The organism is Streptomyces sp. NPDC088747 (assembly GCF_044751025.1).
In the GTDB taxonomy this organism is placed as follows: Bacteria; Actinomycetota; Actinomycetes; order Streptomycetales; family Streptomycetaceae; genus Streptomyces.
In genome coordinates this window covers 20,740-44,214 of record NZ_JBIVKZ010000029.1, presented here as the reverse complement: position 1 = coordinate 44,214, position 23,475 = coordinate 20,740, and the positions used below count along the sequence as shown (strand labels likewise).

The window sequence follows — 23,475 nt, the reverse complement described above, 5'->3', positions numbered from 1 at the left end:
CAGCGCAGCTTGTGCGCCTTGTCGCTATCCGTCTGAAGAACCACCCAGCTCTTCCCAGGACTTGAGTGTGTCGGCGTACCGCCGAGTCTGGGGGTGGTCTGCTCCGAGTAGACGGACACTGATGTCGCACACATCCCTGAGCATGTTGCCGGCCTCAGTGGTGGCTGACAGTGCATGCAGTACCACGGCCAGCAGGTGCGCGGTTGCCAGACTTTTGGGATGGGCATTCCCATACAGGCGCTTGCGCGTCTGCAGGACCTGCTGGCTCTCCGATCGGGCTTCCTCCAGTCGGCCCATGTCGTGCAGGACGCACGCATGATTGTGGCGCGCGGTGGCCGTGCTCGGATGGTCTACACCCAGACGACGGCGCCGGATGGCGGTCAAAGCGGCGAACTCCTGCCGCGCGGCATGCAAGTCGCCGCGGTCATGGAACACCCGGGCTAGCTCGTGCCGGGCGGCCAGCGTGCAGGCGCCCTCGGGACCGTCGATGCGCAGCCGGGCCTCGAACACTGCGCGCAGATGGGTTTCCGCCTCGGTCAGCCGCCCTCGGTCATGCAGCAGTCTGCCCAGTTCGTGCCGGGCGGTCAGAGCGTCCGGATGCTCCTTGCCTTGCACCTCCACCAGCATGCCCCACACCTGCGTCCGCGTAGTCTCGGCCTCGCTCAGATCGCCTAGATCCTGCAGAACCTGCGCGAGGTTGTGCCGGGTGGTGATGGTGTTGAGATGCTGAGCCCCTCCCGTCTCTTGGCGGATGACCAGCACACGTTCGAATTCCTTGCGTGCCTGGGCGAACAGCCCTTGAGCCTGCAAGTAGCGGGCGGCGAGCTCTGCGGCATCCGCGCAGACATTCCGCTGCCGTGGACTCAGATGCTCCCCGGCCTCGGCGTACTGCAACAGCTCGAGAGCATGCGGGCTCAATACCTGCCAGATGGGCCACGACTGGGGGTCTTCCGGTGGCAGACGCACCTCGTCCAGAGCGAGAGCCTGCTCGATCAGCGTGACAGCTACACGGGTGTCAGCCCGGGCAATATCCCGGATCAACGGATGAAGTCGCACGCAGGGTAACCCTCCTGGTTTGTCAGGTGAGTCAAGGGTATCCACCAACCCAAGGGCCGCCAGTTCACGCAACGTGTGCCACAGCTCTTTTCCCTCCATGCCGTCGCAGCCCGCCACTACGGCCGACACCGTCGACGGGCGCAACAGCAAGGTGTAGGGAATCGCTGCACTACCGAAAGCCGCCAGCACTGTCAGCAGCAGACGAGCGCGGGCCAGTCCCATCTGGTGCAGCAGATCCACCGACAACTGCCAGGCATCGGCAACGGCAAGCGCTGGATTCAATCTTGTGCCGCATTCGTCCAGCGCCCGTTGGTAGGAACAGAAGTCCGATGGTGTCCCGGCGTCCCTGAAGACGGCCGGCATCTCGTTGACCTCGGCAAGATACGAACCCGCCAGGCACAGCGCCAACGGCAGTGCGCCCAGCCGCGTTGCGAGACGACGTGCGGCATCGACGGAACCGGCCTTGTGCCCTGCCCGGTCAAGGAGCACTTGAGCGGCGTGCTGAGGAGCCAGTGGTCTCACCGGGTGCAGCACCGCATTCGCCCCCCACAGCTGCTGAACCCCCAGGCAGGTGAGCGCGACAACCATGCCGCCCGGACAGCGATGAGGCCGCAGCCAGCCAGTTCCTGCCGCCAGCCGCCCCGGACCATCCAGCACGCTGAGATCTTCCACATTGTCGATGACCAGAAGCCACCTCCCCTCAAAGCTCTCCAGCTTCTCCCACAGGGCATCTGCCACTCCGCCCCCCGGTACTTCCTCCGATGCCAGCCCCAAGTGCCGCGCCAGGGCGTGCATACTTGCCGTGAACATGGCGCTGTGCCGGGCGTCCACCCACCACATACGGCAGCCCGGCGCCGTCCGCAGGCGGAACGCCAGTTCCAGGGCCACGGCGGTCTTGCCGCACCCGCTCATGCCGTGCAGCACGTGAAGACGTCCGTCGCCGCCTTCCAGGCATTGCCCGAGTAGCTCATCGACCAGATACTCCCGGCCGCGCAGCGCATAGCGCGGGTCCCGTTCGCCCACCGGCGCGACGAGCGTCACGGCCGGCTCCCCAGGGATCGGTGCGGTCGGCGGTATGACCAGGTGAGCGATCTCCATGCGGTTGGCCGCAATGGCGCCGTACTGGGCAACCACTCCTGCCGAAGAGGTGAACGGGCCTGCGCCTTCTACTGCTGCGGGCCGCGGGGGAAAGGGGGAGACAGCTGGATTCCCCCGTCAACCCGGAGCACCCCGCCCGCCACCGACCCGCCCTCCGCCCGGACCGAGACATCCTTGCCAGCGGCCAGCCCGCCGTGCGTGGCACTCGTGGGCTCCGCCCTTGCCGGCGTACCGAACTGCCGTACCAGCGAGTCCAACTCCGCCGTCGCCCCGCTGAGTTCTTCTGCACTGAGCCTCCCAAGGAACTCCTCGAGATGAGCCCGCCACATGCCCTCCCAGTAGTACGCGGGCGGCCGTTGAAGGTTCTGCGAAGACGACAGGCCCGCTTCGGTCTGGTCCAGGCGCTGCAACTCGGCCTGTTGACGCTCGGCGTCACCCCGGCCGAGCAGCAGAGCAGTCTGGTGCCGCACAGCTGCCCACGCGTCGGTGCCCACTGCCTGCACCACTGCCGTGCCACCAGCTGCCGCTAACGCCGCTATTGACTCACCCAGCACTTTCTCCCCCAATGTCTCCTGTGTTTCCCTCAGCGCACAGTCCATGATCGATAAAGATGTTTCGCGGAGCGTTCTAACGGATTCTTCCTCGTATCCTCTAGGCTCATCCATCCCGGCTCTGATCGCTGACAGGAAGAAGCCGTCAAGCCGAGGGAGGCGTGCAGCCGCAGCGCCATATCAGCACGTGGCAAGACGTGAGCACTGTCTCGCACCGACTGATGGTGCGGTAACGTCCGAACCCGAGGTGAATAAATCTGCGGTCGCCTCAACGCGCCCCGGAAGTCGGGCGGAAGCGTGGGAGAAGGGGGTCCGGCGTGAAGGGCCGGCGGGGTAAGCGCGCCATCGAGGACCCTCGGCGCAAGGAAATACGGCTTCAGTACAACAGCTTTATCGTCCCGCTGCAGTTCTACCTCCTGATCAAGTGCGCCTACTTGGTCATGAACCCACGCGATGTCGCCGACGAGGCCTACATCACGCTCTCCACCAAGCATCGGGGTCCGTGCACCTATGACGCTCTGCGTCAGCTTGCCGACGAGATCGTTCAAGAGCGGGTGGACGGCGGTGTCGACAGTCGTTCCGACCACTCCTCCTTGAAACAGTTGTTCGACTCCTACTTCAGGGGTAAATACCATGTGGTGCGTGAATTGGTATGCGCACTTGATGACCTTGAGGACGAGGACAGGAAGATCCAGGAAGCCCGGTTACTGGATCTTCTCGCCAATGAAAACATTGCCGCCGTGATCGGAGAGGCTGTTTTGGCGAACTCGGGGCAGGAGCGAAAAGATCTCGCTAGGTTGACGGAGGAGAGCAGCGACCTGGATGAACTCAAGTCGTTCTTCGCGGATCTGTGGAGGGGGAGCAGCGATGATTCAACAGGACAGTGATGTCACAGTTCGACTCTACCGTTCCTTTGTGCGGTTAAAGTTCGACATCCGTGCTGATGAGCAGGAATTGAATTACCGCTTCGAGCAGGCTATGGACGCTATCGACCGCGCCGGACGGCAACCCGACTGCACCTGGCGGCGCACTCGCCGGGCGCTCACCACCGCTACGCGCTTCAGTGCATCCACCCGGAACAAGGCAGCCGCGCTAGCCGTCGCTGCCGTCACGGCAGCGGGTGGCGTCCTCCAGGGCATTCTCGGTGCGTCGGTATGCCTCGGTGTTGGCGTCCTGGTCACAGGCGCGCTTCTGGCGATCCTTCCGCATGGCACGCCTAGCGCTCGCGGCTCCGGACGCGGGTGAGCCGGCTGCTGGGAGCCGACTCGGCAGGACGACCCATTGCGCTGCTCGCGAGGCACACCATCGAAAGACCTGAGCCGATGAACTGGCCGTCCGGCGGGACGAGGGGCCAGCACCAGAAACGGCGCCTTCGCGACGGTCGCTGCCCGATGGATCACGGCATCGACGACGTTCTCCACGACCAGCCTGAGCAAGTGCGCCAGCGGTCAGGATCGTAGGAAAGTCATGGGTGTGCTCCTGCCCGACATTCACGGTCAAGACCACCAGCCAACCATCGTCTTTGGCAGCTCTCGGGGAATCGCCGCGTCGACCGTTCACCTCTGATCCCTCGTCCAAATGGAAGCCGACAGCCTGGCCCCTGTGGGGGATTCCCGAAGTCAGAGACGCCCCGAAGGCGGGCGATCAAGCTCGCCGTCCGCTACGAGGCGACCGTGCTGATCGCAGCTCTCAACGAATGGCTTTGAACGGCGGCGGCCTTCCCGTTCTCGTTCACCAGTCCCGGCCGGCGGTCAGCACCTCGGCATCCGCATCCGCGAACCCGTATGCCAACGCGACGAAGCAGAACTTGTCGCAGATCCACTCGCGCGCAACCGTCTCGATCCCGCTTCCGGCCGCCACGAACTCCCTGTCCAGCAGGTTGAACTCCTCCGTCGCTGCCTGGGTGAGTCCATACAGGGTCTCCAGGTCCGACGGCTCCCCAGCCTCAGCGCGCTCGCACAGCCGTAGCAGGATCGCCTTCCCCCGGTCGACTACGTGATCAGGGAAGTTTGGGTCGTCGCACATCAGCTGCAGGAACGCGTGTCCCGCTATCTGCTGGTTTGTGATCGGCACGGCGCTTCCCTACCTATGTGAAGAACTGACACGTCGATCATGCACAGCACCACTGACAACGACGCCGCCTATGTACGGCAGACCCCGCGCGACCAGGACTTTCACTAGGGCTGTCGGCGGCGTTCACCGGGGTACCGATGAGGCCCGGATGAGGAGCCGGGGCTGACGCGACGTCACCTCCTGGCGCGGGTGCGTCCGGGAGAGCGCACGGAGGGCAGGTCGTCGCGCGTTTTGTCCGTTTCGAGGGCGTCGGCGGGCATCCGGCGGTAGGAATGGAGGAGTTCGGCGATCGCGGAGGGGTGGGCCTCGGCCGCCGTCACGAGTGCGGCCAGCACCTGCGAACGCGACGTTTGCTCCCCGGCCGCGGCCGCGGCCCGGACCAGGACATCTAGCCTTCCGTCCACATCCTCCGGCCAGTCGACCAGCGTCTTGCGTCGTGGACGCTGCCACAGCAATTCCACACGTCCCCCTCGCTGACACCAATGTATATTCAATATATATTGAGCCTATGGTGACGGTGCTGCAAGAGCGCGCAGAGCAGAGGGTCTTAGACCACGACCTGGCGAGGAAGATCCGTGTGGCAGGCCGCACACTGACGGTGACGCCGGTGTTCGACACCTACTGGCGCTTCGCGGCGGCGCGCCAGAAGGTCTACGAGGCGCGGCTTGCCGGGCGAGCGGGACCGTTCACGGATGATCCGATCCTGCAGCGACACCGTTTCACCAACTGCTTTAGGGCCGCGGACCGGGTCAGCCAGGATTTGATCGGCGGCGTGATCTACCAGGGCGAGCAGGCGTGGGAGGAAATCTTCTTCCGAACCCTGCTGTTCAAGATCTTCAACAAGACCTCGACGTGGCTGCTGCTGAATGGCGCGCTGGGAGAGGTGCGGTGGGACGCCTACGACTACCGGGTTTTTGACCGGGTGCTCTCACAGGCCTTCACTGCGGGGCAGCGGTTGTACTCGGCCGCCTACATCGTGCCCCCGCCACAACTCGGACAGGAGCGCAAGCACCAGAACCATCTGCGGCTGCTGGAGATGATGATGACCGCGGACGCGCCGCAGCGCGTGCTGACCGCGCCGACGCTGCAGAGCGCCTACCAGGTTCTGCTCGGGTTCCCGGCGATCGGGCCCTTCCTGGCCTACCAGTTCGTGATCGACCTCAACTACGCGGCCGAGTTGCCGTTTTCGGAGATGGACTTCGTCGTCCCCGGGCCCGGGGCACGCGACGGGATCCGCAAGTGCTTCGGGCCGGCGGCCGACGGCATCGAGGCGGACGTCATCCGCTACATGGCCGACACCCAGGACGAGCACTTCGCCCGCCTGGGCCTCTCTTTTACGGGGCTACGCGGGCGCCCGCTGCAGCTGATCGACTGCCAGAACCTGTTCTGCGAGGTCGACAAGTACGCCCGTGTCGCCCACCCGGACATCGCCGGGATCAGCGGCCGCAGCCGCATCAAACAGACCTACCGGCAGCAGGCCGACGCGATGCCGGCCTGGTTTCCCCCCAAGTGGCAGCTCAACGGCCCGCCTGGACGCTGAGGTTGCCGCATACGACGCCTGCTCGTCTCGCGACAGCTGCCCGTCATGCCGCGAGGCGGCTGGTGCCGGTCAGTAGGGGACGCAGTTGGGTGATAGGGCCGTCCAGCCGGGCATGGCCGGCCACCACGGTCAGGGTCCCGCAGCCCAGTTCGGCCTGCTGGGCGATGTAGGCCAGCAGGCGGCCCAGGCCGAGGTAGTTGCCGTAGGCGCGTTCGAACATGAAGTGGCTGCGGTAAAGGACCGCGGCGTGCACCCGCCTATCGCGGTCCAGTTGGAGGGAGATGTGGCTCAGGCAGGGGAAGCCGATGTAGCTGTTGTCCTTCCCGGCTGTGTGGACCAGCAGGTCCGCGCTGACCTCCTCCGTGTCCGTGGCCGCGGCTATGTCGATCTCGTAGGCGGCGGCTATTTTGGTGCCCGCGGCCTGGGCCCGCAGGCGGCTGATGGTGGTGCCGAGCTGGTCGACGCCGGTGTTCGACGCCGCGGGGTAGGACACGAGGCGGCCGAAGTACGTACCGCGGTGATTGCCCGGGTACCGCTTGATTACTGGATACATCCGCCGGTAGCGCTCGGCGAGGTCATCTGGGCCAGCACTCCGTGCGGCCAGGGCCGCGGGGAACAGGGTGCTGGCCACGGTCTCCAGCGGCCACAGTCCGCGAGCGGTGCGCAGCCGGTCGAGTTCGGCGCGGAACACTGGGTCGTCGCTCGTCGGGTCGGCGATGCGCACCACCGTGTGCAGGCCGGTCCGGTCCGGGTTGTCCTTGCGGTCCAGCTTGTTGCAGGCGGCGACCCAGGCCTGGGTGACGTCGCGTTCGGTCACGGTGAAGGTGTGCATCAGTCCTCCTGACACATGCGGGTGTGGGTCCGGGGAGTCGGGCTCAGGCGGGCCAGGTCTCGTCGACCCCGGCACGCGGGGCTTCGCGCACCACCGTCAGCCGCAGCGCGGCACCGTGCGTCGGCACCGCGACCTCGATCAAGCCCTGTTCGCCCGGCGGAAGTTCGTCGGTCACCACGGCGCTCGCCAGCGGCGTCGTACCGTCACTGGTCCACGGCTCCACTCCCTTGGGCAGGATGTCGAAGAGTGCGTTGTCCAGGTGCAGCACCAGCACATCGCCCGCGTCGGCGTGCACCGTCTGCCCCGCGGAGGCTGCTGTGATCACGTGCACTTGGGCCTGCCCGGGTAGCGAGGCCCCTCCCGCCAGTGAACTGCGCAGGTCGGCAGGAGCGATCTTGGACCACTGGCCAGCCCGGCCGGCATCTAGGAGCCGGAGGTTGACCAGGTGGCGTACGGTTCCGGCGTACGATGTCCCCAGTTCGCGCGCCACCCGGTAGACGTGCTCGGGACGCGACGGCCGGCTGCCGCAGATCCGATCCAGGGCTGCCCGCACCGCCGGCAGGGGCATCAGGAACCATGCTGCGAACGCTTCCGCTGTCTTCTCCTCCTCGGGCCAGCTGCCGTTGCCCCAGCGCAGCGCGGGATCGAGTTCCTCATCGGCCGAGGTGCGATGGCCCAGCCGGTGATGCCCCAGCTCATGCGCGGCCGTGTGTCGCTGGGTGACCGCGTTCAGTGAAGCGTTGAGCATCACGGCTGGTCCCTTGTCGGCTGGGGAGAAGTACACGCCGAACAGCCGGGGCATCGGCTGTGCCATCCCGATTACGTCCGCCGCTCCCAATGCTCGGTGCACGTGAACGTACTGCGTGCGGTCGATGCTGAGGTCGCGGTGCGCCTGGACGGCTGCGATCGATGCGATCCGGTGTGCCAGGGCCCAGTTCACGCCGTCGGACTCCCGCCCTCGACGTTTTGATCCTCGCGTTCTGCCGCGCGCCGGAGCGTGAGGTATTCGGCAAACTCCAGCACGGTCTTGGCATCCCCGTCGGTGAGTTGGGCCAGCGCTCGCGGCAGACCGGCCAGTGAGTACTCGCTGGCGTCGGCGTCCTTCTCCTCGGCCAGGAAATAGGCGACCGGCTGCCGGTACAGGCGGGCCAGCTTCTTCAGCTCCAGGCTGTCCACACGCCGCTCGCCGCGCTCGATGTCGCTGATGGCCGAGCGGGGGATGCCGGTGGAGTCCGAGACGAACTGCTGAGACATGTTCAGGTAGTCGCGGGTCTTCTTCAGCCGTTCACCGAGCCGCACCAGCTCGGGATCGCGGTCACGGCTGTCGGAGGGGGGAGGGGTCATGACTGCTGCCTTTCTTCGATCGCGTCCAGGACCGCTGCGGCGAATGCCCGCACCGAGCCGGTCGCCTGGGCCGCTTCCCGGTCCGCGGGAATTGCGACGTGGTAACGCTCCTCGATGCGTGTGAGGATCTCGACCACCAAGAGGGAGTCCACGGGCAACTCCCGCCCGCCCTGCTCCAGTTCGGAGCGGAGCCCGTCGGGGGAGACGCCCTCGTACTCGGCGAGGAAGTCGATGACGACCGAGGTGATGTCGTCCATGCTCGGTGTGCCTGTGTTCGACAACTCTCCCCAATCGTCTGTATATCCAACGGTGCTGTCGTAGCATACGACATAGTGTCGGGAAAGCCAACAGGGCTGTCCCAAGATCAGACAGGCGTGCGTGTGGACTTCAAGCGCTACCAGCAAGCGGCCATCAAAACCCTCCAACCCCCCGCAGAGGGCACCGACCCGGTCCTCGTCCCTCTCCTCGGTCTCGCCGGTGAAGTCGGATCCCTGACCACCGCCTACAAGAAGTTCCTGCGCGACGGACCCGCCTTTGAACAGGGAAAACACCAGTTACGCGAAGAACTCGGCGACGTCCTGTGGTACATCGCCGCTCTCACCCACCGATTCGGACTCGACCTCGACGACGTAGCCGCCGCCAACCTGGAGAAGGTCAAAGACCGCTGGCGCACCACCCCCCAAGAGGAGCACGCCCCCTTCGACGCCGGCTTCCCCGCGCACGAACAGTTGCCCCGGCAGACCTCATTCACCTTCACGCCCACCACGACCGACGACGGCCGCACCGTCATCGTCCTCACGCGGGAAGACGGGACCCCCGCCGGTGACCCTCTCACCAGCGCCTCCCACGTCGAAGACGGCTACCGCTTCCACGACATCTTTCACCTCGCCCACGCCACGGTGCTGGGCTGGTCTCCGGTCACCCGCTTCCTGCTGGGTCGCAAACGCAAAAGTGACCCCCGCGCCGACGAAGCCGAAGACGGCGGCCGCGCCATCGCCATCGAGGAAGGCATCTCAGCCCTCGTCTTCTCGTACGCCGCCCGCCACCGCTACCTCGCCGACATCAAGCACATCGACCAGGAACTCCTCGCCACCATCGGCCACATGACCGCCCACCTCGAAGTCAGCATCTGCCGTGCCGCGGACTGGGAACACGCCATCCTCACCGGCTATGCTGCCTGGCGCCAGCTCCGCGATCACAACGGTGGCATCGTCCACCTCGACCTCGACCAGCGCACCCTCACCGTCACCCAGGACTGACACCCCGGCGGTTCGGAACGCCCCGGCCGACGCGTTCCGAACCACCTCGAACGTGAGCACGCCGGCCGGTGGTAGCAAGGCCGAGGAGACACATCCCACCGGCACGCTGAGCACGGACGATGCGGGCTGGCTCCATGCAGCGGTGGGCGTCCTCATCGTGAGTTGTTCCAATGCGTCTCGGCTGGGATGTCCGTGTGAGGGAGCGGCGCGGTAATCCGCCGCCAACGCTCTTGAGCAGCCTGCGTTTTGTCTGTGGCGAGCGGACCGCCCAGCCTGTGGGCACGCATCCGGGACCGTGCTGCTGCTGGCCCTCACCCACGTCATTGGCCTCACCGGTCGCGGCGCGGCCGCCGCCGCAACCGCCGGTGCGCCAGTGAGCACGACACGTAAAAGTCGGCGGCCGCGGTCACGAACTCCAGTAGCGTCGTGACCTGCGGAAGCGCCATCCAGAAGGACTCTGTCCAGGCAGTAATCGTCGTGAACGACATCGCGAGCTCCTTCGCTCAGGGAACCGATGCCTTTACGGTGAGCGTCGGAGCGGTCACTTTCGACTAACGTAGAAATTTGGACGCTGGACACTCAACGACCTCTCAATCGCGCGACCGCCTCCCGGGGGGAAGACGGATGCTCGACGATTTGAAGCGGCTGCACGCTCTGGTCGGGTCCCCATCGCTGGAGACCCTCGCCCGGCACGCTCAAGCCGAAGGATCAGCGACGTCGAGGTCCACCTTCGGCAACCTGCTGAACGGCAGACCCACACGACTCGACACGGTGGAGGCGTTCGTCCGGGCCTGTGCCCGGCATGCCCGCACCCGCCGTCCCTCCATCGCCCTCGACCCCCAGGAAGTCCACCTCGAAACGTGGCGTCACCGCTACGCCGACAGCCACCGCTCAGGGGGCACACACCGAATCTCGGCCGCACCGCGCCGAGGTGAGGCCATTACCGGCACACCGCACTGGCCGCAACCGTGGCCCCACCAGGTGGGAGTGCTGCCTCTGCTGGCCGACTGTCGCCAGGAGCGCCCCGCTGACCGCGACCTCGACGCGTTCATGGCTACCGGCAGCGGCACCGCCGTGGTGTGGCAGGTGTTGTTGTCGGGGATGGGGGGCGTCGGGAAGACGCAGCTCGCCACAGCCCTCGCTCACCGCACGTGGCGGGCAGGGCAAGTCGACCTGCTGATGTGGGTGACCGCTGCGTCCCGCGACGCCGTGGTCATCGCCTACGCGCAGGCCGCTGCTGACATCACTGGACTGCAGGACGACGACCCTGAGCAGGGCGCGGCGCGCTTCCTGGCCTGGCTGTCCGAACCGCATCGCCGACGGTGGCTGATCGTGCTGGACGACCTGCAGAACCCTGCGGACCTCAACGGGCTCTGGCCTCCCACGGTCCCCTCCGGCCGGGCGGTGGTCACCACCCGCCGCCGTGACGCTGCCTTGTCGAGCGGGCGGTACCTCGTGGAGGTCGGCCTCTTCACCCCCGGGCAGTCAACGGCCTACCTGAGCGCCCGGCTAGGCGGCGACGGCAATCTGCTCACCGATGACGACCAATTGGCCGAGGATCTCGGACACCTGCCGCTGGCATTGGCCCAGGCAGGTGCCTACATCCTCGATCGGGGCTTGTCCTGCGCCGAGTACCGGCGCCGCCTGAACGACGTCCGCAGGCGCCTGGCGGACCTCACCCCCGAGCCCGAAGCTCTGCCGGATGAGCATCGAGCCACCGTCGCGGCCACGTGGTCGCTGTCCATCGACCACGCCGACACCTTGACCCCGCGAGGGTTGGGCCGCCCCGTCCTGGAGTTGGCAGCACTGCTCGACCCCAACGCGATCCCCGCCGAGCTACTCACCACGAGCGTGGTCATCGCTTACCTCCGCGGCCGCCGCAATTCCCAGGAGCCTGTCGAAGCCGACGATGTGTGCGACGTCCTGCACAGCCTGCACCGTCTCAGCCTGCTCACGCTCAATCCGGTCGACCCGACCATCCGGGTGCACGCCCTGATCCAGCGTGCGGTCCGCGAGTCTGCGCACCCGGAACACGCCAACGCGCTGGCGACGACCGTGGCCGACGCCCTGGTGTCGATCTGGCCGGACATCGAGTGCGACCCTTCCCGCGGGCAGGTGCTGCGGGCCAACACAGCGGCCCTGCACGCTGTTGCAGGCCTGGCCCTGTGGAACACCAAAACAGGCGCTCACCGCGTCCTGTTCACCGCTGGCAACAGTCTGGGCGAGTCTGGTCTGGTCTCGGCGGCCGCCGCCTACTACGGCGACCTGGGCTCCACGGCAGCGCAGCGGCTCGGCGCCGAGCACTCCCACACCCTCGCCGTCCGCGCCGGCCACGCACGCTGGCGAGGCGAGGCCGGGGACGCCTCCGGCGCTTTCGCCGCCACCGAAGCCCTGCTGGCGGACCGGCTGCGGATACTGGGGCCCGACCACCTTGACACCCTCACCACCCGGCACAACCTGGCCTACTGGCAGGGCGAGTCCGGTGACCCCGCCGGGGCGGCGATCGCGTTCGACGCCCTGCTGCACGACATGGTGCGGCTGCTAGGACCCGATCACCCCGACACGCTCACCACCCGCAATGACCTGGCCTGGTGGCGAGGAAAGGCGGGTAACCCGGCTGGGGCGGCTGCGGCGCTGCGCGTATTGCTCGGTGACCGGCAGCGGGTACTGGGGCCCGACCACCCGCACTCGATGATCACCAGGAACGACCTGGCCTGGTGGCAAGGGCTCGCCGGTGACCCCAGCGGCGCCGTCGATGCGTTCAGGTCCCTCCTCCCCGACCTCGTGCGGGTGCTGGGCCCCGACCACCCACGCACCCTGACCACCCGGAACAACCTCGCCTGGTGGCAGGGCGCAGCCGGGGATCCCTCCCACGCACTGGCCGCCCTGCGAGAGGTCTACGCCGACCGCCTCCGAGTGCTGGGTCCCGACCACCCCCACACAATGATCACCCGAGGCAGCCTGGCCTATTGGACCGCGATGGCAGGTGACCCAGACGGTGCGGTTACGGCGTTCGAGGCACTCCTGACCGACCGACTGCGGGTACTCGGCCCCGACCACCCGCACACCCGCACCAACCGTCATCAGATCGCCTACTGGAGCGACTACCCGGGTGACCAGACCACCGCCGGAACCCTGCTGACCGACATATTGCAGGTGCTCGGCCCCGACCATCCCGACACGCTCACCGTTTGGAGCCACGACTCCACGCAGGCACCGCTACCCTGAACCGGCCCTGGGGAACCCGACCGTCACTCACCGCCGCGCCGGGCTGCGCACAGCTGGCAGCCGACACGACTGGCCCTCACTCCGGCGACCCCGCCCGCCCGTGCCGCACCCGGCCAGCACTGCCGGCCCTGTGCCAAAGACGGCAGCGCCCGCGCCAGAATGCCCCGGCGGCACATGGCACCACTGGGCCAGTTGCTCCTGCGCCACCGCATTGAGGCGCGGTGCGGCAGCGGCTGAAAGATTCCTGCTGCCGGAATTCCTCCTGGTCGGAGACATGTGTTCGATGGTGTAGACGCATGTCATCTGCTTTCGTGATGTCCTCAAGATTCGCGCGTGTGGAGGTCGTCGTGGGAAGAAGCCGCACATCCCGATCCGCCACCCGTAAATCCACCCTCCACCGGCTCAACCCTCCCGAAGGCACGACGTGGGAACTGCGCACATTCGTCCGCGTGAGATACCTCGACAGTGAGGACTACCAGGCCAGGGAGTTCACCCGCCCGGGAATGGAAGGCCTGCTGATTACTGGAGGCGTTCCCCGGGAGCGAGCCGATTGGTGCAGCGCGGCGGAATCGATCACCGGACTGGACGTCAGCGAACGCAACCGTGCTGCGGCGGGACTCATCATCATGCGCACCGGCCGAGGCGCTTACGCGCTGAGTTATGGGGTGGGGCAGCACATGCTGGATCCCTACTTCCGCGACGACGAGTTCGGGCTGGAGTTCGCGACCCGCTGTCTCGACGACGACGGGGTCATCAAAATCCGCAACCAGATCATGGACGGCAGAGGCCGGGTGGACGAGTACTCCGTGTCGCGGGGCGAGCGGATCGACGACTTCGGCCTGGACCGTTTCGGCGCCGTCGTCCGCCGGATCTGCGGCACCGTCAGCGGGCTGTCGCTGACCTCCCTGGAGACCGGCAACGCACGGCAGGTCCGCGTCGAATGCGGACAGGCCACCATCAAACTCCCGCTGGCCATCACCGTGGACCAGTTCCTGAGCGACCTCACGGCGATCGAAGACGTGTGCGCAAAGCCGGATCCGCTGCCGCAACTGCGTTTTGTCAGCAGGGTCCACGCCCTCGATAACCGCAGCCACAAAGCCGTTCAAGCCCAAAAGCTCCTGGAAACACACCTCGCGGATCCGGACAGTCCCCGACTGACCATCGGGATCCCCGACTCATGCCAGGAAAGCTACAGCTCCGCCCAGGCATTCCGCGCCAGACGAGGCGCCCGCACGATGGAGACCCACGAGCTCGAACTGCACCACCTGCTGCAGTTCGTCCAGGACAAGCCCGAAGGAGAGCGTCTCAAGGCACTCTCCGACGTACGCGTCACTATGTTCAGTGACGACGACTGCCGGACACCGGCTGGCGTTACCACGAACGGCAAAGAGTGGCTCATCGCCGACATCACGCTGGGCACCGACCGCCTCTTCTACGGCAACGGCAAATGGTTCGAGGTCGGGGCCGGCTTCCTGGAGACCCTGGAGGAAGAACTCACCGCCCTTTTCACCCAGCCGCAGACCGTCACCCTGCCGCCGTGGCCCAAGGGCGCGCCCAACTCCCAGGGCCACGACTCTCACGACGAGGACTGGTTCAACCACCAGGCGGCAGAGCCCGACGGGTACCTCCTGTTCGACAAGAAGGCCGTCGTCACCGAGAAGTTCAAGGGGGGAGGACTGGAAATCTGCGACGTCCTGGGCCCCGAAAACCAGCTGATCTGCGTCAAGAAAGCACCCGTCAGCACCGCCCCCCTCAACCACCTCTTCGCCCAGGGCCTGGTCGCCGTCGAGACACTGCGCAGCGACATCGACGTACGGACCAAATTCCTTGCCCAGGTGGCCGCGCACACACCCGACCACCGTCTGCTCGACGACTTCGGCACACTCCGGGTGGTCTTCGGGATTCTCCTCAAGGACGGCCAGGACATCCGTATCGACTCACTCTTCGCCTTCGCTCAGGTCTCCCTGCTCCAAGCGGTCAGACGGCTGCGCGCGATGAACGCCGAGGTCGAAGTTGTCGCCATCCGCCGCTGAATCAAGGCGGATTTTTGCGACATACATGCCGCACCACACTCAACCGGCGTGCACTGGGGCGTGGTCGAAGAAGCTCTGTTCGTCGCTGATGTGGAACTCCCGCACGCCGGCATAGGTGCGGGGGAGCGGATCATTGGTCGCGGCGATGATCTGGTAGGCGTAGCCGTCGGGCGAGGGGGCGGCGGCGACGGAGGTGAGCGTGTCGATCAGACGCACACTGGTTTCCTGGTCCAGCTCGGTGGAGCCCAGACCGGCGAGCGGTGAGTCGATGACCAGCAGCGGCGGAACCCGGACCGTCGGGTCCGCCCGGCCGAGGTCGCGCAGAGACAGCAGCAGCGCGACGTTGGCAGCGGCCCTCGGGCTGCCCCCTACGGAGATGTCCGTGAACGTCCTGACGGGTTCGCCGCGTTCCTTGGCCCGGATGGTGAAGTCATGCGGATCAACAGAGGCGGTTTCCACGGCCGGGTTGATCTGCCGCAGCCGGTCGAGGAGGAACTGCGACCAGCGGCCGGTGACGTCCTTGCGGCGGACGTCGTGCGCGGTCTTGGAGGCGTCCCGGGCAGCCTGCGCCGCTTCCATCGTGCCGTTCGCCGCCTCGACGACCTTCTTCTGGGCCCGGATGAATTCGGGGTCATTCAGACGCAGTTTGAGCTGGGTGGCATCCCGGCTCAGCCCGTGTGCTTCCTTCTCCGCCTGCTGTCGACCACGGTGACCTGTATGAAGCGCCGGGGGAGGGTACTGCCCTGACCTGGGTGGAGTGGCCCTCACCCCGTCGGCTGCCGGGCGGAGGGGTCCTCCATGGCGTCATCCAGATGGGTGATGACGGCCGGTACGTCATTACTCTCGGTGTTCCGGATCAGGTGCAGGGCCGGCTGGACAAGGGGGCCGGGTCGCGTGATCAGGCGTGCGAGCACGGTGGCCCGGATGTCGAGCCGCTCGATGGTGGCCGCGCGCTCTTCCTCGTTCTGGCCGGCGAGCAGGACTGCGTTGTACCACGCCTCCTCGCGGGACTGGCGGACACTAAAGTCGAGGATCTGCTCGTCGGTGCGGCCTCCGACCTTGTCCAGCAGCGACATAAGGGGCGACAGGGCGTCGACCGAGTCCTGTACCGCCAGGACCACTCGCCCCAGGATGTCGTTGATCAGCCGAAAGTCGCGTCGTAATGCGTGGATGTCCTCGGCCGGGCTGGTCCGCGCGGCGGCGATGGCGAGGTCGAGGTTGATGTGCGCGTTCACGCCGAGCAGCAGATGCTGGACGATGATGGTGTCAACGCCATCGAGCAGCCCGAACGTCTCGCGCCAGCAACGTGGCCCGCTCCGGTCGCGGCGCCAGGCGTCGTACGCGTCGAAGTAGCGGTTGCCGAAGTGTGTGTCGAAACGGTCCATTCGGGCGCCGTCGTCGAACAGCCCGCCGTGAATCGCCGTGCGGACCTCTACGGTCACTTGTCGGTACAGCGCCGCGAAGTACCCGACCCGGTCACCGGCTCGGCTCGCCTCCCTCACGATACCGGCAAGACCGTCCACCACGTCGTCGATGCTCTCTGCCACCATGCCCAACTCCCCTGTCGCGTCCCCTCGTCCGGCCCGCACTCCGGCTGCTGTCCGCCGTACCGATGACAGCCCTGTCCTACCACCGCACATCGGGGTGGGTTCCCGCTTTGCAGGAACCGGGCGCTCCGAGGGCGGCCCGATACCGCGCCGCCCTTGGAGCAGCAGGCCGGGGAACAGCTGCTCCGAGCAGTTCTCGTGGCAGGCTTTCCGCGCAGCGATGAGTGCGATCTGGGAGGGGCATGGCCACCGCGCACCACGTGTACGTCCCCGAGGGCAGTTTCGGTGTTCTCGACGCCGGAGAGATTCCGGTGGAAACGGCCGACTGGAGCAACGGGCTTGCCGTGCCCATGTCTCACGGAGTTCTCGTCGTCACCGGCATTCACACCGGCACGATCCGCGTGGCCGCGGTCTCTGTGACCGGTCCGCCGCCCGGGCCCGCGGACGACATCTGGGAAGAGATCGTAGAAGCCAGCGTGCACGCCCCCGCGGGCCGCCTCCAGGTCGAGTCCCTCGAGCAAGGCCGGGTAGAGGGACTCGCGCCTCTCAGCCCAGCAGGGCCCGGCTGGTACCGGCTCCGTGTCCACGCACGGGGCCGGAACATCCTCCGGGACAAGGTCAGCATCGAACCCGTGGAGGACTACCTCCTGCTGGCATGGCCCGCGCTCCAAGCCGACACGGACGTCGTGCGCACCAGCGACCACACCCAGGCGCAGAAGATGCCGCGCGAATCGCGCTCAGAGTAGGCGCGGTGACCAGGTCCTGATCGGCGGAGCGGAAGACCACCGACTTGAGGGCACGTGCACGCCTCCCGCGCCCCGGCCCGTCCACCCTGTATCGGCTTCCGGCGGTCTACCGGCCACCGACGCGGCCTCCCACGATGCGCCAGGCCGTCGGCGAAGAGGTCCTCGAGGAGGCGTCCGGCCGCGGATCGACCCGGTGGATGCAGGGCGCTGTCCTGCCGGTGCGGTGGTGCACGGAGAGGGAGTTGGCTGCTGATGTCGTCCGGCGCACGAGTGCCTGGCTGGTACGTCCATGTGCCTGCTTCGTCAGGCGGTGGCCGGGTCCTTCTGCTCTGCCGGGGTGCCGGCCGTAGGGGTGGTGGACGTGCTGTAGAAGACGGAGCTGCCCTGCTTGGTGCGGTTTGCCAGTCCCTTGGCGACGAGTCCTTCCAGGGTGACGCGCACGACCTTGGGCTTGATGTCCCGGTCGGGATGGGCTTGAGCGAGCGCGGTGGTGATCTCCGCGGCGGAGTGCGGCTCGGGCTGCTGGCCGAGGCGGCTGCCGATGAGTTCCACGAGGGTGGGCTGCTTCACCGCGGCTGTGGGTGTCTTCGTGCCATTCTTGGCCGCCGTTTCCACCCGCTTCGTGGCAGCGGCTTTCCCCGGCTTGGCCGCCCTGGGCTTCCTGGCCGGAGCCTGTCGCGGTACCGAGGAGGCAGCCGTGGCGCTCTCCTGGGGTTCCGCGCCGGCTGCTGTCAGGCTTTCCCCACCCAGTGTCTGCTGCAGGTTTGCCAGCAGTACCTGGTCATTCTGCAGGGTAGCCAACTGTGCCTGGAGTGCGGCGACTTCGGCGCCGATACGTTCCTGCTCCTTGGCGTTGACCTCAAGATCTGCGGTCACCTTGGCGGCGTACTGTGCTTTGAGTTCGGTGCTCGTCGCTGCGGCGTCGGACATGACAGCTCCCTTGTCTCCTGCATCGTGTGGTGCTGGAGCTGGATGGTACTCGCATCATTCAGGCCATGATCTGCACATGTTGTACCCGCGGCAGAGCCAGGAGGCTCTTTTGCCCGGCCGAGGCGCAGGCGGCAGCATCCTGTACGAGAACCCAACCGGCCCTCCGTTCCCGTGCGTTGTGCAGCCGCGCAGTCCGCCCGGCCCCAGGGAAGCCCCGGCCCGGGAACCGCGGCCCAGACTGGAGTGCCGCCTGCAGGTCCAGGAGTGGAGGCCCGGCTCCACGACGGGCACTGCGAGGGCCACGACGGTCAACGGACGGGGGAGGGAGTGCACCGCTGCTCATGCCGAACGTGCATGGCAGGTGTGCGGGGATGCCGTGCGGCCCCCTCTTGGGGTCTCTCTTCAGCACAGGGGGACCGCACGGCACAGTGCGGCGTCGAGTGGCGCCTTGGCTTCCCATGATGGGGTATCAGGGCCTGGGTGTGGGCAGAAGTGACGTTCCCCCCTCAAAGGGTTGAATCATCTGCTGTCCTGCCCTCTGCCGAGGGTGGCGAGGGGTAGCGGGACCCGGCGCCCCCAGGGGCATTGTTCCGTAACTCCATGATCACGTGGCGTGTCATGAGGCGGACACGCAATGCTGTCGTCGCTCTCCTGACAGCGCTTCAGCACCGAGGCCAGGAAGAGCTGTTGGTGTATGAACCGCTCACAGAAACCGAGTGCGATGTCGAGTAAGAAGGTGGTGACCGTTGCCGTCGCGGCGACGGTCCTCACGTGGAGCACGGTGATGACCGTGCTGGGACACGTCGCGGCCGTGGCCGCTCTGCTCCCGTCCCTGGGCCTGCTCGTGCAGCAGCTCGTCCAGGCCCTGACCGCGCCCGACGGCCCCAGCCCGCCCGACGGCTCCCACCCGCCTGCCGGTTCCACTGCCGCCGGCCGTCAGGAGCCGCCCCGATGATCTGGTCCCCTGATGCCGACCAACCGCCCCCACCAGATACCCAGAGCCGCCGGGGCCGCAAGCCGGCCCCGATCGCCGACACCGCAGGCCCCTCACACCGGGCCTGGCTGGAACCGGTCCGCGGCTTCCTCCTCTCCAGCGGTCTGACCCTCAACGACCTCGTCGACCGCTCCGGCTACTCAAAGACCCGCATCAGCGAACTCCTGCGCGGCAACGGCTACTACCCCGCCTGGGAGATCACCTTCAGCGTGATCCGCGCCCTGGGCCTGCCCGTCCAGCCAATGCGCCGACTGTGGACCGCCGCCGCCCGCGAAGCACAGAAAGAACCCGGCTGGATCGAGCACTGCATACAGCAAGTCGCCCTCCAGCCCGAACCCCCACCCCTGGCCCACAAGGCATTCACCGAGGCCGTCACCGACGCCTACACCGCCTACGCACGCGCCTTCCTCCTCACCGACCACCGCGCCCGCTGGGTCGTCACCGAAACCTTCGACATCCTCTGGCTGTGCTGGAGCGAAGCCGCCACCAGCGAGAACATCCGCCGCTACGCCTGGCTGCTGCTGCGCGAACGCGTCATGGCCCGCGCCCACCGCCAGCACGACGGCCACCCCGACCTGCGCGCCGCCGTCTTCTCCACCGCCGAAATCCACGACGCATCACCGGGCAACTTCGTCGCCATCAGCGAACTCGTCGACCTCTTCGACGCCATCAGCCGCCTCCCGCACGACCAGATGGACGTCGCGGTCCTGCACTACCTGTGCGACATGCCCCACACGGAGATCCCCGACGTCCTGGGCCTGAGCCCCGCCCTCGCCCACGCCGTCGACCACCACGCCCGCGCCACCCTCGAACGCCTGCTCCAACCCAGCCTCCGGGAGTGAACCCAGCCGCCATGCCCTCCATCGACGCCCTCCTCGCCCGCGCCCGCCTCCACCACCACCCCCGCGTCCCCGCCGACACCATCGCCTACGAAGACTGCCCCTACCTCGAACTCACCCCCACCACAGCCGCCCTCGTGCCCGAGGAGCCGAACGACGACAACGCCGCCACCCAAAACCTCGACCACCTCTGCGAAGTCGTCGTCACCACCGTCACCCCCGGCACCCTGGAATTCCTCACCGACCAACTCCCCGAACCCCCCGGCGCCTGGCTCCTGGGCTGCGCCCTCCACCTCGCCGGTGTCGATGAAGGGGCACGTTTCTGGTGGCAGTACGCCGCCGGCGCCGGGCACACCCCGGCCGCCTACTGCCTTTCCCTCTACCACCACGCCCGGGGAGAGGCTCACGCGGCCGCCTTCTGGTACGACCAGACCGGCCTCGAGGCGACCGCCGAATCCGACACCTTCCCCGTCGCCGGCGTCTGCCCACCCCTGAACCTCCTGCGCTTCGACGCCAGCGTTCCCACCGTCCTGCGCATCCTCAGCCACCTCACCGCACCCGGCGCCCGCCTGCTCAGCCACCGCGCCGACGCCATCACCAACTACGTTGCCCAGGCCGTCAGCGACGGCCGGCTCCGCCATCCCGGCGTCGAAATCCCTGTCCCTGAACCCCGTTTCGCCGACCGCGTCAGCTTCCTCCTCACCTTCACACCGCCCTGGACCCGCCGCGTGACCCGCGGCTTCAACCCCGCCCTGCCCAGCCGCAGACAAAGCACCCGCACCAACAGCGCACACACCCGCAACGCCGCCGTCAAAGGCGCCAGCGGATGAACGCGACGTCCCCACCCACGTCTACGGCAGGCGCAGGCGCAGAGACCTGGAGGAGCAAATGAGGAGCGGGGCGAAGGCAATGGCCGTCCTGGAGACACTGAGTGAAGGTGGGCAGGCGGCCGGGCACGGCTGGGTGCTCGACACCGCACTTCTCCCGCCGCAGCGGGAGAACGCCAACACCCTGGAAAAACAGGGTCTGGTAGAACTGGCCGACCGGGAGGACCGCGCCGAATTGTCGGCGATCGAAGGCCGCGCCGTGCGGTGGGCGGCCCGCCTCACTCCCTGCGGTCACGACGCCCTCGCCTACGCCCACTCCGGTGACCAGCCCGCACCATCACCGGGTGAAAGTGCCCCGGACAGACAGCCGGTCCAACTCATTCCCTCGCAGATGACGGCACTGCGCCGATTCATGCACCTCGCCGACCAGCTCCGGACACCGCCCGCTGACGGGCTGACCGAGGCAGTCCGGACGGCTTCATGTGATCACAGGACCAACCGATGGCTGCTGTATCTGACGCAGCAGCAGATCGAGTCGGTGGCGTACGGCCTCTGGCTGCACCGAATGGCCGGCTCCGCGGCGGAAGCCAACCGCTTCGGCCGCGAGTACGGCGTCCTCCACCGCGCCGCCTCCCAAGGAGTCCTCCAGGCTCTGCCGACCATTCCGGACACGATCTGACTTACCGCCCCTGCGGGTGAACAACGCCCGCGCGCCGGGCGGGTCGCCTCATGCCCCCGATACGAAGATCACGAACTGTCGGATCTTCGAAAGGCCCCGCCTTGCCCCTCAACCGCACCCTCCAGCCCGCCGCCGTCACCCTCTCCGTACTGGCCGCGCTACTCATCCCCACCGCCACCGCCCAGGCAGCACCACACGCTGAAGGTGCCCCGGGGGACACCGTGACCCTCCCCGTCCGTGACGCCCTGAAGGCACTCACCATCCACGACGAGAGCCGCACCGGGTACGAGCGCAGCAAGTTCCGCCACTGGACCGACGCCGACCGCGACGGATGCAGCACCCGGCAAGAAGTCCTCCTCGAAGAAGCAGTCGACGCGCCGGCCCAAGGTGCGAACTGCGCCTTGACCGGCGGATCCTGGTACTCCCCGTACGACGACAAGTACTTCACCGAGGCTCGCGCCCTCGACGTCGACCACCTCGTTCCGCTCGCCGAAGCCTGGGACTCCGGAGCCTCCGCCTGGAGCGCCGCCGAACGGCAGGAGTACGCCAACGACCTGGGCGACAGCAGGGCGTTGATCGCCGTCTCCGCGGCCAGCAACCGCAGCAAAGCCGACCAGGACCCGGCGACCTGGCAGCCGCCCGCCGAGGGCTACCTCTGCCAGTACGTCACCGATTGGGTGGCGGACAAGACCAGGTGGCAACTCTCCATCGACCCCAGCGAAGAAGCCGCGCTCTTCGAGACCCTCAGCCGCTGCCCCGCCGGACCCATCACCGTCACCCTCGCCCGGTAACAGCAGCCACACTGTGGCCGGGGCGGGCCGCGGTGGCACAACGTCAGCTCCGGCTGGACAGGGGGAGACCAGCCGGGGCCGAAGACGCTGACCGGCGGAGAGCGGGCGCCTCCCGGCAGCGCCCGTCCCCTGGTCACTCGGTGCCGAAAGTCCTTGCTCAACTCGTCCGCTATCGCCGAGATCTCCAGCTACGGAACACTCCCGCCTGCGCGGGGACCACCGGCATCTCCCAGAGGCGCTCCCACAGTTCGGCGGAACACCCCCGCCTGCGCGGGGACCACACGGCGGCGAACCGTGGCGGCCGTCCTGAACGCGGAACACCCCCGCCTGCGCGGGGACCACACGACGGAGCCGTACGCCTCGGGCGTGACCTTCGGAACACCCCCGCCTGCGCGGGGACCACGAAGCGACGGTGGACCAGATCATCCCGGCACGCGGAACACCCCCGCCTGCGCGGGGACCACATGCCGGATGCGGTGATCGACGTCCACGCATCCGGAACACCCCCGCCTGTGCGGGGACCACCGCTGAGTGATGCCACGCCGCAGCCGCTGCTGCGGAACACCCCCGCCTGCGCGGGGACCACGCGACGTAGACGGTGTCGGCGGTGCAGAGGTGCGGAACACCCCCGCCTGCGGGGGGACCACAGCAGCACCACGTTCGGCACCGGCAACTACAGCGGAAACACCCCCGCCTGCACGGGGACCACGCTGAGCCCACATACCCCCGGGGCCGGCCGTCCGGAACACCCCCGCCTGCGCGGGGACCACGGCGCCGACTCGGGCGGCGTGGGCTGTTGGAGCGGAACACCCCCGCCTGCGCGGGGACCACGAGCTGCGGGTCTGCCTCCGTGATCCGCAATTCGGAACACCCCCGCCTGCGCGGGGACCACACCGCGCTGACGATCGAGGCGAACCTGGCCACCGGAACACCCCCGCCTGCGCGGGGACCACACGATGAACCGCACCTGGCAGCCGCCCGCAGACGGAACACCCCGCCTGCGCGGGGACCACTACTACAACGTCACCCGCCGCGAGTGGGACCGCGGAACACCCCCGCCTGCGCGGGGACCACGGAGCGCCAGCAACTGATCGACCGTATCGAGGGG

24 protein-coding genes and 1 CRISPR repeat array (1 of these 25 only partly in view) are annotated in these 23,475 nt (G+C 67.5%); of the genes, 12 read left to right on the top strand and 12 right to left on the bottom strand.

Annotated features, from left to right (window positions below):
- Window positions 1-24 precede the first annotated feature (24 nt).
- Window positions 25-2,097, bottom strand: a complete 2,073-nt coding sequence (locus ACIP79_RS41685) for a tetratricopeptide repeat protein (protein ID WP_401233039.1) — start codon at window positions 2,095-2,097, stop codon at window positions 25-27.
- Between the two features lie 125 nt (window positions 2,098-2,222).
- Window positions 2,223-2,660 carry a hypothetical protein gene (locus tag ACIP79_RS41680; RefSeq protein WP_401233036.1) on the bottom strand — a complete coding sequence of 146 codons (438 nt, stop codon included), beginning with the start codon at window positions 2,658-2,660 and terminating at the stop codon, window positions 2,223-2,225.
- Window positions 2,661-3,022: 362 nt separating this feature from the next.
- On the opposite strand from ACIP79_RS41680, the gene ACIP79_RS41675 reads away from it, so the two are divergent.
- Window positions 3,023-3,592, top strand: coding sequence for a hypothetical protein (locus ACIP79_RS41675; RefSeq protein ID WP_401233034.1), 570 nt, complete (start codon window positions 3,023-3,025; stop codon window positions 3,590-3,592).
- A complete protein-coding gene (locus ACIP79_RS41670; RefSeq protein WP_401233032.1) occupies window positions 3,573-3,950 on the top strand; it encodes a hypothetical protein in 378 nt (125 codons plus the stop codon). Before ACIP79_RS41675 ends, ACIP79_RS41670 begins: the two co-directional genes overlap by 20 nt.
- Before the next feature lie 486 nt (window positions 3,951-4,436).
- Here ACIP79_RS41670 and ACIP79_RS41665 read toward each other — a convergent pair whose 3' ends face one another.
- Both ACIP79_RS41665 and ACIP79_RS41660 read right to left on the bottom strand, forming a co-directional pair.
- The gene (locus ACIP79_RS41665) at window positions 4,437-4,778 is read right to left on the bottom strand and encodes a DUF5713 family protein (protein WP_401233029.1); all 342 of its coding nucleotides are present in this window, start codon (window positions 4,776-4,778) and stop codon (window positions 4,437-4,439) included.
- Window positions 4,779-4,951: 173 nt separating this feature from the next.
- Entirely contained in the window at window positions 4,952-5,239 is a 288-nt protein-coding gene (locus ACIP79_RS41660; RefSeq protein ID WP_401233026.1) for a hypothetical protein, read from the bottom strand.
- Between the two features lie 47 nt (window positions 5,240-5,286).
- Here ACIP79_RS41660 and ACIP79_RS41655 point away from each other — a divergent pair, with 47 nt between their 5' ends.
- Window positions 5,287-6,318 (top strand): nucleotide kinase domain-containing protein, encoded by a 1,032-nt coding sequence (locus tag ACIP79_RS41655; RefSeq protein WP_401233024.1) that lies wholly within the window; start codon window positions 5,287-5,289, stop codon window positions 6,316-6,318.
- 43 nt (window positions 6,319-6,361) lie between these two features.
- Here the strand turns inward: ACIP79_RS41655 and ACIP79_RS41650 are convergent, their stop codons facing one another.
- Genes ACIP79_RS41650 through ACIP79_RS41635 form a run of 4 tightly spaced genes read right to left on the bottom strand, consistent with a single transcriptional unit; the run spans window position 6,362 to window position 8,751 of the window.
- Window positions 6,362-7,150, bottom strand: coding sequence for a hypothetical protein (locus ACIP79_RS41650; RefSeq protein ID WP_401233023.1), 789 nt, complete (start codon window positions 7,148-7,150; stop codon window positions 6,362-6,364).
- A 43-nt stretch (window positions 7,151-7,193) separates the two neighbouring features.
- Complete coding sequence (locus ACIP79_RS41645; RefSeq protein ID WP_401233020.1) at window positions 7,194-8,090, bottom strand: ImmA/IrrE family metallo-endopeptidase; 897 nt, start codon at window positions 8,088-8,090, stop codon at window positions 7,194-7,196.
- Complete coding sequence (locus tag ACIP79_RS41640; protein WP_401233017.1) at window positions 8,087-8,494, bottom strand: helix-turn-helix domain-containing protein; 408 nt, start codon at window positions 8,492-8,494, stop codon at window positions 8,087-8,089. Before ACIP79_RS41640 ends, ACIP79_RS41645 begins: the two co-directional genes overlap by 4 nt.
- A complete protein-coding gene (locus ACIP79_RS41635) occupies window positions 8,491-8,751 on the bottom strand; it encodes a phosphopantetheine-binding protein (RefSeq protein ID WP_055612184.1) in 261 nt (86 codons plus the stop codon). Before ACIP79_RS41635 ends, ACIP79_RS41640 begins: the two co-directional genes overlap by 4 nt.
- 117 nt (window positions 8,752-8,868) lie before the next feature.
- Here ACIP79_RS41635 and ACIP79_RS41630 point away from each other — a divergent pair, with 117 nt between their 5' ends.
- On the top strand, window positions 8,869-9,753 hold the full coding sequence (locus ACIP79_RS41630; RefSeq protein ID WP_401233015.1) for a nucleoside triphosphate pyrophosphohydrolase family protein: 885 nt from the start codon (window positions 8,869-8,871) through the stop codon (window positions 9,751-9,753).
- 329 nt (window positions 9,754-10,082) lie between these two features.
- Here ACIP79_RS41630 and ACIP79_RS41625 read toward each other — a convergent pair whose 3' ends face one another.
- Window positions 10,083-10,241, bottom strand: a complete 159-nt coding sequence (locus tag ACIP79_RS41625) for a hypothetical protein (RefSeq protein ID WP_401233013.1) — start codon at window positions 10,239-10,241, stop codon at window positions 10,083-10,085.
- 136 nt (window positions 10,242-10,377) lie between these two features.
- Between ACIP79_RS41625 and fxsT the strand changes: the two genes are divergently transcribed.
- Window positions 10,378-12,981, top strand: a complete 2,604-nt coding sequence (fxsT, locus tag ACIP79_RS41620) for an FxSxx-COOH system tetratricopeptide repeat protein (RefSeq protein ID WP_401233011.1) — start codon at window positions 10,378-10,380, stop codon at window positions 12,979-12,981.
- Window positions 12,982-13,430: 449 nt separating this feature from the next.
- Window positions 13,431-15,014 carry a DUF6119 family protein gene (locus tag ACIP79_RS41615; protein ID WP_401233008.1) on the top strand — a complete coding sequence of 528 codons (1,584 nt, stop codon included), beginning with the start codon at window positions 13,431-13,433 and terminating at the stop codon, window positions 15,012-15,014.
- Window positions 15,015-15,053: 39 nt separating this feature from the next.
- Here ACIP79_RS41615 and ACIP79_RS41610 read toward each other — a convergent pair whose 3' ends face one another.
- Complete coding sequence (locus ACIP79_RS41610) at window positions 15,054-15,593, bottom strand: hypothetical protein (protein WP_401233005.1); 540 nt, start codon at window positions 15,591-15,593, stop codon at window positions 15,054-15,056.
- A 185-nt stretch (window positions 15,594-15,778) separates the two neighbouring features.
- Entirely contained in the window at window positions 15,779-16,564 is a 786-nt protein-coding gene (locus ACIP79_RS41605; protein ID WP_401233003.1) for a DUF5995 family protein, read from the bottom strand.
- 239 nt (window positions 16,565-16,803) lie between these two features.
- On the opposite strand from ACIP79_RS41605, the gene ACIP79_RS41600 reads away from it, so the two are divergent.
- Window positions 16,804-17,307, top strand: a complete 504-nt coding sequence (locus tag ACIP79_RS41600) for a hypothetical protein (RefSeq protein WP_401233000.1) — start codon at window positions 16,804-16,806, stop codon at window positions 17,305-17,307.
- Between the two features lie 303 nt (window positions 17,308-17,610).
- On the opposite strand, the gene ACIP79_RS41595 is transcribed toward ACIP79_RS41600, so the two are convergent.
- A complete protein-coding gene (locus ACIP79_RS41595; RefSeq protein WP_401232997.1) occupies window positions 17,611-18,237 on the bottom strand; it encodes a hypothetical protein in 627 nt (208 codons plus the stop codon).
- A gap of 721 nt (window positions 18,238-18,958) precedes the next feature.
- Between ACIP79_RS41595 and ACIP79_RS41590 the strand changes: the two genes are divergently transcribed.
- The 5 genes from ACIP79_RS41590 to ACIP79_RS41570 all read left to right on the top strand — a co-directional run bounded on the left by ACIP79_RS41590 (window position 18,959) and on the right by ACIP79_RS41570 (window position 22,367).
- Complete coding sequence (locus ACIP79_RS41590) at window positions 18,959-19,192, top strand: hypothetical protein (RefSeq protein ID WP_401232995.1); 234 nt, start codon at window positions 18,959-18,961, stop codon at window positions 19,190-19,192.
- Window positions 19,189-20,073 (top strand): XRE family transcriptional regulator, encoded by an 885-nt coding sequence (locus ACIP79_RS41585; RefSeq protein ID WP_401232993.1) that lies wholly within the window; start codon window positions 19,189-19,191, stop codon window positions 20,071-20,073. Before ACIP79_RS41590 ends, ACIP79_RS41585 begins: the two co-directional genes overlap by 4 nt.
- On the top strand, window positions 20,070-20,900 hold the full coding sequence (locus tag ACIP79_RS41580) for a hypothetical protein (RefSeq protein ID WP_401232990.1): 831 nt from the start codon (window positions 20,070-20,072) through the stop codon (window positions 20,898-20,900). The genes ACIP79_RS41585 and ACIP79_RS41580 overlap by 4 nt, the downstream gene beginning before the upstream one ends.
- 79 nt (window positions 20,901-20,979) lie before the next feature.
- Window positions 20,980-21,576 carry a DUF6417 family protein gene (locus tag ACIP79_RS41575; protein WP_401232987.1) on the top strand — a complete coding sequence of 199 codons (597 nt, stop codon included), beginning with the start codon at window positions 20,980-20,982 and terminating at the stop codon, window positions 21,574-21,576.
- A 101-nt stretch (window positions 21,577-21,677) separates the two neighbouring features.
- Window positions 21,678-22,367 (top strand): HNH endonuclease family protein, encoded by a 690-nt coding sequence (locus ACIP79_RS41570; RefSeq protein WP_401232985.1) that lies wholly within the window; start codon window positions 21,678-21,680, stop codon window positions 22,365-22,367.
- A gap of 191 nt (window positions 22,368-22,558) precedes the next feature.
- Window positions 22,559-23,475: direct repeats of the CRISPR family, unit length 29 nt; unit sequence CGGAACACCCCCGCCTGCGCGGGGACCAC (it continues 1,975 nt past the right edge of the window).